At 69.5% G+C, this 12,570-nt stretch carries 9 protein-coding genes and 1 pseudogene; 4 read left to right on the top strand and 6 right to left on the bottom strand.

The window, feature by feature from the left end; all coding sequences use genetic code 11:
- Positions 1-44 precede the first annotated feature (44 nt).
- Both N0A20_RS18730 and N0A20_RS20870 read right to left on the bottom strand, forming a co-directional pair.
- Positions 45-251: an RNA-binding S4 domain-containing protein gene (locus tag N0A20_RS18730; RefSeq protein ID WP_312846657.1), complete on the bottom strand. Its 207-nt coding sequence runs from the start codon at positions 249-251 to the stop codon at positions 45-47.
- A 2,140-nt stretch (positions 252-2,391) separates the two neighbouring features.
- Positions 2,392-3,132, bottom strand: a pseudogene (locus N0A20_RS20870) (helicase-related protein); the annotation flags it as partial.
- A 280-nt stretch (positions 3,133-3,412) separates the two neighbouring features.
- On the opposite strand from N0A20_RS20870, the gene N0A20_RS18720 reads away from it, so the two are divergent.
- From N0A20_RS18720 to N0A20_RS18705, 4 genes are all read left to right on the top strand, one after another.
- A complete protein-coding gene (locus tag N0A20_RS18720; protein WP_260583956.1) occupies positions 3,413-4,969 on the top strand; it encodes a M23 family metallopeptidase in 1,557 nt (518 codons plus the stop codon).
- A gap of 182 nt (positions 4,970-5,151) precedes the next feature.
- The gene (gene hemB, locus N0A20_RS18715) at positions 5,152-6,150 is read left to right on the top strand and encodes a porphobilinogen synthase (protein WP_260581786.1); all 999 of its coding nucleotides are present in this window, start codon (positions 5,152-5,154) and stop codon (positions 6,148-6,150) included.
- Positions 6,143-8,437 carry a fused MFS/spermidine synthase gene (locus tag N0A20_RS18710; RefSeq protein ID WP_260581785.1) on the top strand — a complete coding sequence of 765 codons (2,295 nt, stop codon included), beginning with the start codon at positions 6,143-6,145 and terminating at the stop codon, positions 8,435-8,437. The genes hemB and N0A20_RS18710 overlap by 8 nt, the downstream gene beginning before the upstream one ends.
- Positions 8,434-8,988, top strand: a complete 555-nt coding sequence (locus tag N0A20_RS18705; protein ID WP_260581784.1) for a gamma carbonic anhydrase family protein — start codon at positions 8,434-8,436, stop codon at positions 8,986-8,988. Before N0A20_RS18710 ends, N0A20_RS18705 begins: the two co-directional genes overlap by 4 nt.
- Positions 8,989-9,097: 109 nt before the next feature.
- On the opposite strand, the gene N0A20_RS18700 is transcribed toward N0A20_RS18705, so the two are convergent.
- From N0A20_RS18700 to N0A20_RS18685, 4 genes are all read right to left on the bottom strand, one after another.
- Positions 9,098-9,670, bottom strand: a complete 573-nt coding sequence (locus N0A20_RS18700; protein ID WP_260581783.1) for a urate hydroxylase PuuD — start codon at positions 9,668-9,670, stop codon at positions 9,098-9,100.
- A gap of 79 nt (positions 9,671-9,749) precedes the next feature.
- A complete protein-coding gene (locus N0A20_RS18695; protein WP_260581782.1) occupies positions 9,750-10,430 on the bottom strand; it encodes an inner membrane-spanning protein YciB in 681 nt (226 codons plus the stop codon).
- A complete protein-coding gene (gene ftsY, locus N0A20_RS18690) occupies positions 10,427-11,353 on the bottom strand; it encodes a signal recognition particle-docking protein FtsY (RefSeq protein ID WP_260581781.1) in 927 nt (308 codons plus the stop codon). The genes N0A20_RS18695 and ftsY overlap by 4 nt, the downstream gene beginning before the upstream one ends.
- Positions 11,350-12,510: a radical SAM protein gene (locus N0A20_RS18685; RefSeq protein ID WP_260581780.1), complete on the bottom strand. Its 1,161-nt coding sequence runs from the start codon at positions 12,508-12,510 to the stop codon at positions 11,350-11,352. Before N0A20_RS18685 ends, ftsY begins: the two co-directional genes overlap by 4 nt.
- Positions 12,511-12,570: the final 60 nt, after the last annotated feature.

Raw genomic sequence — 12,570 nt, 5'->3', positions numbered from 1 at the left:
GCGCGCCGCTTTCGCGGCACAGCTTTTCTGGCGCCGCCGATAGCTCAGCTGGCGGCAGGCACGACGGGATCGAGCCGGACGTAACAGGCCTGTGCCTCGGGCGCGGGGCCGCGGCGCTGTGGCAGCGTCAGCAGGCGGATGACCTCGATCCGCTCGCCGACGGGCAGCACCAATGTCTCGCCGGCATGGACGGCGGCGGAGGCGCGGGTGACGCGGCGCCCGGCGACGCGGATATGCCCCGCCGCGACCATCGCCTGCGCGATGCTGCGCGAGCGCGCGAAACGCAGGTACCAGAGCAGTTTGTCGAGCCTGATGCTCCCTGCCGAACCGGGACTGCTCATCAGTCCTTCCGCGCGTCGGCCAGCATGGCGGCGAGGCCCGCGAAGGGGCTGTGCGGCGACGGCCCGCGCCGGGCCGCGCGCTCGGGCCGGTCCTGCCGCGGCGGCGGGGTACCGGGCTTGGCGCCCTTGCGCCGCTTGTCCTTGCGCGGCTTGCCGGGCGCGGCGACGGGCTGGCCGGTCTTCTCCGGTGTGCCGGGCCGCGCCTGATGCGCCCGCCCGCCCCGCTTGTAGTCCTGCTTCTGCGCCTGTTTATGGCGGGGCTTCTTGTCGCGGCCGCGATGCCCCGACCAGCGCCAGCGGTCGAGCTCGGGTTCGCCGACGCTGCGGAAGCCGAACGCCTGGAGCAGCCCGCGCCGCGCGGCATTGTCGAGCCCCAGCGAGGTGGCGAGCGCGGGGTCGATCGCGAAGCCCGCAAGCGGCGGCATCGCCGCCACCTCGTGCCCGCCATGATCCTCGTCATGCTCGTCGCCGCGCGGCGATCGGCGCCAGCCGGCCTGGCGTCGGCCTGCAGCCTCGCGGCATGCGCCTGGCGCGCCAGCCGCTCGGCCATGTCGATGCGCAGCCAGCCCTCGCCGCAGCGGCGGAACCCCGCGATGCCCAGCCCGGCGGGCGGCCCGTCCTTCTGCCACACCGCGCCGTGCGGCGGCAGCGCGGGCAGGCGTCCGCCCTGCTGCGCCGCGAGCAGCGCGGCACGCCAGCGCACCGCCTCGGGCTTGAGCAACTGCGGATGGAACAGGTCGAGCGAACCGATCGTCAGCCCGATCCTGCGGAGCAGCGGCCTTTCGTCGGGGGCCATCGCGACCAGCTGGTCGTCGACCTCGGCGCGCGCGACGAAGCCGCCGCTGTCGACCAGCGCCGCAAGCAGGGCGCGCACGCGCGGCGGGGTGAACAGGTCGCCCGCCGCCTCGCCCATCGCGGCGAGCGGAGCGGCGTGGCGCGCCAGCTGCGCCGCGACGAAGCGCTGCAGCCGCTCGACGATCGCCTGCACCTGCGGCACCTCGAGCCGGCGCAGCGCGGGTTCGATCAGGATCGCGGGCTGGACCAGCGTCGGCCCCTTGGCGAGCGTCGCGATGACGTCGCCGTTCCACGCGATGCGCGGCGCCTCGCCCGGCGTGCTGACCAGCGCCAGCGCCGCATCCTCGCCCTCGGCGAGCGCCGTCGCGCGCCGGGCCATTTCGGCGCGGAGATGCTTCTCGGCCGCGGCGAGCAACAGCCGATGGTCGCTCGCGCGTGCCTTGGCATCGACCTTGAACTGGAATCCCCTCAGCGTCCCGATCGCCTCGCCGTCGACCGCGACGGTGCCGTCGGCGCCGACCGCGACCGGCAGCGCGGTGTGCCGCTGCCCCGCATCGCGGATCAGCAGCGCGAGGCGGCGGTCGACGAACCGCTGCGCCAGCGCCGCGTGCAGCGCATCGGACAGGCGCGCCTCCAGTGCCTGCGTCTGCGCGGTCCAGCCCGCGGCGTCGGCGATCCAGTCGCCGCGCTGCGCGATGAAACAGAGCGTGCGCACCGCCGCGATCCGGCTCGCGAGCTGGTCGATGTCGCCGTCGGTGCTGTCGAGCCGCGCCAGCCTTTTCGCGAACCAGTCGGGGTCGATCATCCCATCGCCGCTCGTCCGCCATTGCCAGAGGCGCAGCACGGTGCGGCTGTGATGCTCGGCGCCGAGCTGCTCGAAATCGGGCAGCCCGCACGCGTCCCACAGGCGCCCGACGGCGTCGAAATCGCCGCCGTGCGCGCGCACCTCCATGTCGCCCGCCAGATGCTTCAGCACGGCGAGGTCGACCGCCTCGGGCGCCGCGCGCAGCCGCACATGCGCGGGCGGCTGGCCGAGGTCGGAGAGCAATTGGTCGAGCGATCCGAAACGGGGCAGGGGGTTGCGCCAATAGACGCTCTGCAGCGGCGGGAAATGATGCCCCTCGATCGCGTGGATTTCCTCGGGGGTGAAGCCGCCCTGCGGCAGGCCGACGGTGCCGAAGCTGCCGTCCTGCTGATGCCGTCCCGCGCGCCCGGCGATCTGCGCCATCTCCGAAATCGTCAGCCGCCGCAGCCGCCGCCCATCGAATTTCTGCAAGCTTGCGAAGGCGACGTGCTGGACATCAAGGTTTAGCCCCATGCCGATCGCGTCGGTCGCGACCAGATAGTCGACCTCGCCCGCCTGGAACATTTCGACCTGCGCGTTGCGAGTACGCGGGCTCAGCGCCCCCATCACCACCGCGGCGCCGCCCGCGAAGCGGCGCAGCATCTCGGCGATCGCATAGACCTCCTCGGCGGAGAAGGCGACGACCGCCGAGCGTTTCGGCAGCCGCGACAGCTTGCACGTCCCGGCATAGCTGAGCGTCGAGAAACGCGGCCGGGTGACGATCTCGGCCTCGGGCACCAGGTCGCGGACCAGGCCCGTGATGCTCGCCGAGCCGAGGATCATCGTCTCTTCGCGCCCGCGCGCGCGCAGCATGCGGTCGGTGAAGACATGGCCGCGTTCGGGATCGGCGCCGAGCTGCGCCTCGTCGATGCCGACGAAGGCGACCTCGCGGTCCAGCGGCAGCGCCTCCATCGTGCCGAGCAGGTAACGCGCGTCGGGCGGCATGATCCGCTCTTCGCCGGTCACCAGCGCGACCTGTTTCTCGCCCTTGATCGCGACCACCCGGTCGTAAACCTCGCGCGCCAGCAGGCGCAGCGGAAAGCCAATCATGCCGCTCGAATGGGCGGTCAGCCGTTCGACCGCCAAATGGGTTTTGCCGGTGTTGGTGGGGCCAAGGACGGCCTTGACCGGGCTGGAAGAGAAGGACGACATTTTCTTGGGAAACAAGCTGGCATGGCCCGCGCTGCGGTGCAACAGCGGATCGACGGACGGCGGCCCGGAACCGCAATTTTCTTTCGCTTTCACGCCATGTCCCGCCTCCGCCACGGCTCGCCGCAAGGGTCCGCGCACCCCCGCCCATTAAATTGACTTTAACGGTCTTTCTTTACAGACGTGCGGTGGGAAACAACATCGGCGGCGCTCGTGCGGGAGCAGGGGCGGCGATCCGAGCGGGGGTTGCATCTTGTTCCAGCGTCACGAACCCATCGCGGGCATGACCGGCAACGCCGCCGCCCTGTCGATGACGCAGGCGATCCCCTTCGGCCGCAGAGGTCTTGTCGACCCGCTTCCCGAACTCAAATGGCACGAAGGCTGGCGCGACCGGCTCGCGAACCTCGACCTCGCTCCCGACCTTGGCGACGATATCGGCTCGCGCACCTGGTGGCGCGGCCTCGCGACGCTGACCCTGCTCTGCGCCGCGGCGATCTCGACCTTTCCGGGCATTCAGCCGCTGCGTGCCGGCACCCCCGCGCTCGCCGCCGACGATTTCGGCGAAGCGCGCGCACAAATGATCGTGCCGCTCGCGCTCGGCGGCGACACCGGCCGCCACATGGCCGCGACCGACGCCGTGCGCCCGCTGACCCAGACCCCCGAACGGCCGCAGATCGAACTCACCGCCACATTGGGCAGCGGCGACAGCTTCGCGCGCCTGCTCGAACGCTCAGGGGTAGGCAGCGCCGATGCCGCCGCACTGGCGAAACAGGTGTCGAGCGCCGTACCGCTCGCCGACATCGCGCCGGGGACGCGCATCGACCTGATCCTCGGCCGCCGCGCCGCGCGCACCATGCCGCGTCCGGTCGATGCGCTCGCGATGCGCGCGCGCTTCGACCTGCGCATCGAAATGGAGCGGATGAACGGCCAGCTCGTCATGCGCCGCATCCCGATCGCGGTCGACGCGACGCCGCTGCGCATCCGTGGCCGGGTCGGCGAAAGCCTCTATCGCTCGGCGCGCGCCGCCGGCGCCCCGCCCGAGGCGATCCAGGCCTACCTCCGCGTCATCGGCAAGCAGATCTCGGTCGCCAGCGACGTCCGCGCCGGCGACGAATATGACATCATCGTCGACTATCGCCGCGCCGAAACCGGCGAGACCGAGGTCGGGAAGCTGCTCTACGCCGGGCTGATCCGTGGCGGAAAACAGAAACTCTCGATGATCGAATGGACCGTCGACGGCCGCCTGCAATGGTTCGAGGCATCAGGCGCGGGCGAGACGCGCGGCGGCATGGTCCGCCCGTCGAACGGCCGCCAGACCTCGGGCTTCGGCATGCGCCGCCACCCGATCCTCGGCTACAAGCGCATGCACAGCGGCGTCGATTATGGCGGCGGCTATGGCGCGCCAATCTTTGCCGCGACCGACGGCACCGTCACTATCGCGGGGCGCCACGGCGGCTTCGGCAATTTCGTCAAGCTGACCCATGGCGGCGGCATGGGCACCGGCTATGGCCATATGAGCCGCATCGCGGTGCGTCCTGGCCAGCGTGTCAGCGCCGGGCAGGTCATCGGCTATATCGGCTCGACCGGCCTCTCGACCGGCCCGCACCTTCATTTCGAGGTCTATCGCAACGGCGTCGCGGTGAACCCCGCCTCGGTCAGCTTCGTCACCCGCGCCCGGCTCGAGGGCAAGGCGCTCGCCGACTTCCGCGCCCGCATCCGCCAGCTCACCGCGGTCGCCCCCGGCGCCGCGCTGACCCCGGTCGCGGCGAAGCAGGCGGAAGGGCCGAAGCTCGGCAGCCTCGCCGACGTCGCCTCGAAGCGCGCGGGCGGCGGGATGTGACCACTTTACGCCCTCCCCTTCAGGGGAGGGCAGCGAGACTTGCCAGCTTGCTGGTTAGTCGCAGCGGGTGGGGTCCATCGGTCTTGCGCAAGGCCGATGGACCCCACCCCAACCCCTCCCCTGAAGGGGAGGGGTATAGAAGAACCATTTGCCCCTGGCCCCTGCGCCGCTATGCACGCGCCATGACTCACGCTGCCTTTCCCGACCTCCGTCTGCGCCGCACCCGCCGCACCGCATGGAGCCGCGCCATGGTGCGCGAAAATCATCTGACCCCCGCCAACCTCATCTGGCCGTTGTTCGTCTGCGCGGGCGAGGGTGTCGAGGAACCGATCGCCAGCCTGCCCGGCGTCTCGCGCTGGTCGGTCGACCTGATCGTCGCGCGCGCGGCCGACGCGATCGCCGCCGGCATCCCCTGTATCGCGCTCTTTCCCTATACCGAGGCCGACCGGCGCAGCGAAGACGGCACCGAGGCGCTGAACCCCGACAATCTGATGTGCCGCGCGGTGCGCGCGATCAAGGCGGCGCATGGTGATGCGATCGGCGTGCTCACCGACGTCGCGCTCGATCCCTATACCAGTCACGGCCAGGACGGGCTGATCGACGAAGGCGGCTATGTCCTCAACGACGAAACCGTCGAAGTCCTCGTCGGCCAGGCGCTCAACCAGGCACGCGCGGGCGCCGACATCATCGCGCCCAGCGACATGATGGACGGCCGCATCGGCGCGATCCGCTGCGCGCTCGAGGGCGAGGGTTTCGGCCATGTCCAGATCATGAGCTATGCCGCCAAATATGCCTCGGCCTTCTATGGCCCCTTCCGCGACGCGGTGGGCTCGCGCGGGCTGCTCAAGAGCGACAAGAAAAGCTATCAGATGGACCCCGCCAATGCCGAAGAGGCGCTGCGCGAGGTCGCACAGGACCTCGCCGAGGGCGCCGACAGCGTGATGGTCAAGCCCGGCCTGCCCTATCTCGACATCGTGACGCGCGTGAAGGCGGCGTTCGAGGTGCCCGTGTTCGCCTATCAGGTGTCGGGCGAATATGCGATGATCGAGGCCGCGGCGGCGGCGGGCGCGGGCGACCGCGACGCGCTCGTCCTCGAAACCCTGCTCGCCTTCCGCCGCGCCGGGGCGTCGGGCATCCTCACCTATCATGCGCTCCACGCGGCGAGGCTGCTGAATGGCTGACGCATCCGGCGGCGACCGCCGCACCCGAACCGCCCGCCGCGGCCTGTTCGTCGCGACGATCCTGGTCGGCAGCTTCCTGCTCTTCCTCGTCCAGCCGATGGTGGCGCGCATGGTGCTGCCGCGGCTCGGCGGCGCGCCCGCGGTGTGGAACAGCGCGATGCTCGTCTATCAGGCGCTGCTGCTCGGTGGCTATGCCTATGCGCATTGGCTCGGCCGCTTCGCGGTGCGGCGCCAGGCGGTGATCCACCTCGCCTTGCTGTTGCTCGCCGCGTTCTGGCTGCCGATCGGCATCGCCAATATCGGGTCCGCAGCGGCGGGGCAGGAGGCGCTGTGGGTGCCGCTGCTGCTCACCGCCTCGATTGGCCCCGTTTTCTTCGTCGTCGCGGCACAGGCGCCGCTGATGCAGCGCTGGTTCGCCGCCGACCGCGGCGCCGGCGATCCCTATTATCTCTACGCCGCCTCGAACCTCGGCAGTTTCGCGGGGCTCATCTCCTATCCCGCGCTCGTCGAACCGGCGCTGCCGCTTGCCGCGCAAAGCTGGGGCTGGACCGCGAGCTATGCCCTGCTCGTCGCGCTCGTCGCCGCAACCGCCGCCGCGCGCTGGCATGGCGCCGCCGCGATGCGCCCCACCGATGCGCCCGCCGACGAACCACGCCCGACGCTGCGCCGCCAGCTCCACTGGCTGCTGATCGCGGCGGTGCCCTCGGGGCTGATGCTGTCGACGACGACGCATCTCACCACCGACATCGTCGCCATGCCCCTGCTCTGGGTGCTGCCGCTCGGGCTCTACCTGCTCAGCTTCGTGATCGCCTTTTCGACCGCCGACCGGCTGGTGCAGCTCTTCACCTTCATCGCGCCGCCGGTGCTGCTCGCCGCGGGCGGGCTGGCACTGCTCAGCAGCGGCGGCGGCACGATGATCATCGCGATCACCGGCCTTGCAATGCTGTTCGTGGTCGCGGTCGCGCTCCACGGCTATCTTTATCACCTCCGTCCGGCGCCGCGGCACCTGACGCTCTTCTACCTGATCATGTCGGCGGGCGGCGTGCTCGGCGGGCTGTTCGCCGCGCTGTTCGCCCCGCTCGTCTTCGACTGGGTCTACGAACATCCGATCCTGGTGCTCGCCGCGGGGCTGCTGCTTCCGCTGCCCGCGCTGCTGCCGTGGGACAAATGGCTGGGCCTGGCCCCCCGCCCCGGCCGCCTCGCCGCCGCGCTGCTGGCGCTTGTCGCCGTCTATGCCGCCTTTGCCATGGCGGCCGACTGGAACGGCTGGCTCGAGGGCATGGCGCTGTTCTGGGCGGGCACCATCCTCGTCGTCGGCCTGCTCGTCACCGGCTGGCGCTGGGCCTATGTCGCGACCCTCGCCGCGATGATGCTCGGCGTCGGCGGCTGGAGCACGATCCAGGAAAGCTTCACCGGCGATCGCGTGCGCAGCTATTTCGGCGTCTATACCGTCACCGACGACCCCTATCGCCAAGAACGGCGCCTCGCGCACGGCACGACGCTGCACGGGCTGCAGCGCACCGATCCCGGCCAACGGCGTCAACCGACGACCTACTACGGCCATCAGTCGGGGGTCGGGTTGACCCTCGACCGGGCGGCCGACCTTGCCGGCCCCCATGCGGCAATCGGCATCGTCGGCCTCGGGGCGGGCACGCTCGCCTGCTACCGCGAGCCGGGTCAGGACTGGACGATCTTCGAGATCGACCCGGTGATGGTCGACATCGCGCGCGACCCTCGGAAATTCACTTTCCTCTCCGACTGCGCCGGCGACACGCCGATCGTTCTCGGCGATGCGCGGCTGCAGATCGCAAAGCAGCCCGCCGGCCGGTTCGATATCCTGGTCATCGACGCCTTTTCGTCCGACGCCATCCCGCTGCACCTGCTGACCGCGGAGGCGATCGGCGTCTATGCACGGGCGCTGAAGCCCGACGGGATTTTGCTCATCCACATCTCAAACCGCTTCTTCGACCTCGAACCGGTGCTGGCCGCCGAAGCGAAGGCGCGCGGCTGGAGCGCGGCGCTGCGTTCCGATCCTGGCGGCGCGACCGACGTGACCAATGCGCTCACGGGGTCGAACTGGGTCGCGCTGACGGCGACCGGCGCGCGCATGAAGGAACTCACCGACGGGCTGGTCCCGCACGAAAGGGGCTATGACGACGGCGCCTGGGTGCCGCTGGAGGCCCGGCCCGGCTTTTCGCGCTGGACCGACGATTATGCCTCGACCTTGCCGATCCTCTTGTGGAAACATGTCATCGGCGGCCGCCAGGCGGAAGAAGAAGACGAATGACCCGAACCGACATCAGCATCATCACCGTGAACGGCAAGACGCCGCAAATCGACCCCAGCGCCTTCATCGCTCCCGGCTGCCGCATCATCGGCGACGTGACGATCGGGCCCGACGTCAGCATCTGGTATAATTGCGTGCTGCGCGCCGACGTCAGCCACATCGTCGTCGGCGCACGATCGAACATCCAGGACGGCAGCGTCGTCCATTGCGACGGCCCGATGCCGCACCGCCCCGACGGCTTTCCGACGATCATCGGCGAGGATGTGCTGATCGGCCATCTCGCAATGGTCCACGGCTGCACGCTCGCCGACCGGGCGTTCGTGGGGCTGAAGGCGACGGTGATGAACGGCTGCCGCATCGGCAGCGACGCGATGCTCGCCGCGGGCGCGCTGCTCACCGAGAACAAGGAAATCCCCGGCCGCGAACTCTGGGCGGGCTCGCCGGCGCGCCGCGTGCGCGAAATCGGCGACGAACAGGCCGCGGGCATGCAGGCCGGCGTCGCGCACTATGTGATGAACGGCCGTATGCACAAGGCGGCGGTCGAGGGGTAGTCTCCCCTCCCGCTTGCGGGAGGGGTCGGGGGAGGGCCTGTTTCAGCTCAGGCCCGTCCTCGACATGCCCTCCCCCAGCCCCTCCCGCAAGCGGGAGGGGAATTGATCCTCAGCTGAAATTCACCATCGCATAGAGCATCGGGATCGACAGCAGGGTGTTGGTCCGCGAAAAGATCATCGCGGTTTTCGCCGCCTTCGCCTTGGTCGCATCGTCGGCCTCGACCAGGCCCAGCGCCTTCTTCTGGTTCGGCCAGATCACGAACCACACGTTGAACGCCATGATCAGCCCCAGCCACATGCCCGCGCCGATCAGCTTGTACGGGTCCTGAAAGCCGAGCGCCGGAAGCGCATATTTGGCGTGGAAGGCGATGCCGAGGCCCAGCAGCACGGTGATCGCCGCCGCCCAGCGGAACCAGAAAAGCGCGGCGGGCGCGATATGCTTCGACACGCCGGGTTTCAGCTCGGCCGGAATCTTGGGCAAGGTCGGGATCTGGACGAAATTGAAATAATAGAGCAGCCCGATCCACAGCACGCCGAAGAAAGTGTGCAGCCAGCGCATGATCGCATTGCCCGCCGCGATGCCGTCGTCGAAATTCTGGCCGTTGAGGCCGAGCATCAGGATGATCGCGAGCACCAGCCCCGCGCCCAGCACGGCGTGCAGATTACCGAAAAACTTGTCCATGGCAGTTCCCCCTCGCTTGTTGTGGGGCGCGGCGCGACCCGGTGCCCGCGCGCAGCTATGCCAGCGACGGAGGGAGGGTTCAACTTTTGTCGGTTGCGGGCTCTTCGGGCAGCGCGAGCCCGTTCTTCATCATCACCGGCAACTGCGTCAGCGTGAACAGGAAGGAGAGGGCGGTGATGCCCCACACCTTGATCGTCAGCCACAGGTCGAAGCTCATCTGCTTCGCCTGGATCAGTTCGTACATCACATGGTTCGCCACGCCGAGCGCGGCGAAGAACAGCCCCCAGTTGCGCGACAGCAGCATCCAGCCGCGCTGGGTGATCCCGTCGAGCGCCGACTGGAGCAGATATTTCAGCATCGGCCGCCCCGCCGCCCAGCCGCCGAGCAGCAGCGCGGCAAAGGCGGCATAGATGATCGTCGGCTTCATCACGATGAAGCGCGTGTCATGGAGATAGACGGTCAGCGCGCCGAAGCCGATGACGAGGATGCTCGACAGCCACAGCATCGGCGAAATCCTGCCGAGCTTCCATTTCGACACGGCCATCGCGATGACGATCGCGACCATGAAGGCGACCGTGCCCTTGATCGCCGCCGTCGTCGCCGCGAACGCGCCCTGGCCGCCCGAGGTGAATTTATAGGTCAGGAAAAAGACCAGCAGCGGCCCGAAATCGATCGCGAAATTCAGCCAGCCGTGTTTGGCGGGCGGCGGCGCGGGGACGGCTTCGGGGCCACCCGGAAGTTGATCAATCTGGTCGTTCATCTGATATTTCCGGCAATGATGCCCGCGATCTCGTCGGCATCGAACGGGCGAAGGTCGTCGATGGTTTCACCGATGCCGATCGCATGGATGGGCAACCCGTGGCGCTCGGCCGCGGCGACGAGCACGCCGCCGCGCGCGGTGCCGTCGAGCTTGGTCATGACGAGTCCGGTGACCCCCGCGACCTCGCGGAACACGTCGATCTGCGACAGCGCATTCTGCCCCGTGGTCGCGTCGAGCACCAGCACGACGTCGTGCGGCGCCGCGGGGTTGAGCCGGCCGAGCACGCGCTTGATCTTCTCGAGCTCGTCCATCAGCTCGCGCTTGTTCTGCAGCCGCCCGGCGGTGTCGACGATCAGCACGTCAATGCCGGTCGCGGTCGCCTGCTTCACCGCGTCGAACACGATCCCCGCCGCGTCGCCGCCCTCGGGCCCCGCCATGATCGGCACCCCCAGCCGCTCGGCCCAGACCTTCAATTGGCCGATCGCGGCGGCGCGGAAGGTGTCGCCTGCGACCAGCATCACGCCATAATCCTGCTCCTGGAACAGATGCGCGAGCTTGGCGATGGTGGTGGTCTTGCCCGACCCGTTGACGCCGATGACGAGGATGACCTGCGGGCGCGGGAAGGCGTCGATCTCCAGCGGCTCGGCGACCGGGCGCAGCACCGCGGCGATTTCGTCGGCGACGATCTTGCGCAATTCCTCGGTCCCGCTCGCCACAGCATCGCGCCGCGCGGCAAGCCGGTCGCGAATGCGCGCCGCCATCGCCGGCCCCAGGTCGGCGGTGATCAGCGCCTCCTCGATGCGGTCGAGGTCCTCCTCGTCGAGCCGCGCCTTGCCTGTCAGCCCGGCGAGATTCTCGCCCAGCCGTTCCGATGTGCGGCGAAGGCCGCCGAACAGCCGCTCGCTCCAGCTCGCGCCGCTCATTGCGCCAGTTCCGCCGCCAGGCGGTCGCCGTCGCGCGCGCCGATCCGCACCGGGACGATGCTTCCGGGGGCAGCGGCCGCGGTCAGCGCGAGGCTGGCGAAATTCTCGCCATGCCCTGTCCGCCCGTCGCGCTCGACGAGCATGTTGGTCGTCGTGCCCTCTTGTGCATCCATCCATTGATGCCGCCGCCGCGCATTGGCCTCGCGCAGCATCGCGGCACGTTCGCGCGCAATGCCGCGCCCGACCTGCGGCATCCGCGCGGCGGGCGTCCCGGCGCGCGCGCTGTAGGGAAAGATATGGCCGAAGACGATGTCGCACTCGTCGATCAGGGCCAGCGTATTGGCAAACATGGTGTCGTCCTCGGTGGGAAATCCGGCGATCAGGTCGGCGCCGATCGCGATCGCGGGCCGCGCCGCCTTCAATCGTGCGACAAGGTCGACCACCTCAGCCCGGCGATGCCGCCGCTTCATCCGCGTCAGTACCATATCGTCGCCCGCCTGCAGTGACAGATGGACATGCGGCATCACCCGCGGCTCAGTGGTCAGCAGCGCGAACAGTGCGTCGTCAATGCGGTTTGGATCGAGCGACGACAGCCGCAACCTTTCGACGGGCAGCGCCAGCAACGCCTCGACCAGCGCGGCGAGGCTCGCCCCGCTGTCGTCGCCATAGCTCGCGAGATCGACCCCGGTCAGCACGATCTCGCGCTGGCCGCGATCCAGGGCGATGCGCGCGCAGTCCGTGACGGCGTCGATAGTCGCCGACCGCGCGCTCCCGCGCGCAATCACCGTCGCGCAAAAGGTGCAGCTGTGCGAACAGCCCGTCTGCACGCCGAGGAACGCCCGCGCATGGTCGGCGCCCGACAGGGCGGGCTGGTAGGAAAGACGGCCCTTCGACAAGCTCAGGGCAAACGGATGAAGAAGTGAGCCCTCTTCAAAAACCGTTTGTGCTGAGCTTGTCGAAGCACCGTTCTTGACGTCGAGACCATAGCTCTCGACCAGCCCCTTGGCGTCATTCCTGACCATCCGCGCACCCAGCGCCGCGAAGGCATCGTGTTCCAGCTCCGCCGCGCACCCGGTCACCACGACTTCGGCCCCTGGCCGCTCGCGCAGTGCGCGCCGCACCGCCTGCCGTGCCTGCCGCACCGCCTCGTCGGTCACCGCGCAGCTGTTGAAGATGATCGTGTCGCGTGCCCCCGCCGCCGTCGCTGCGGCGCGGAC

Source organism: Sphingopyxis sp. PET50 (assembly GCF_025244705.1).
Lineage (GTDB): Bacteria > Pseudomonadota > Alphaproteobacteria > Sphingomonadales > Sphingomonadaceae > Sphingopyxis.
This window is presented reverse-complemented; position numbering and strand designations above follow the sequence as displayed.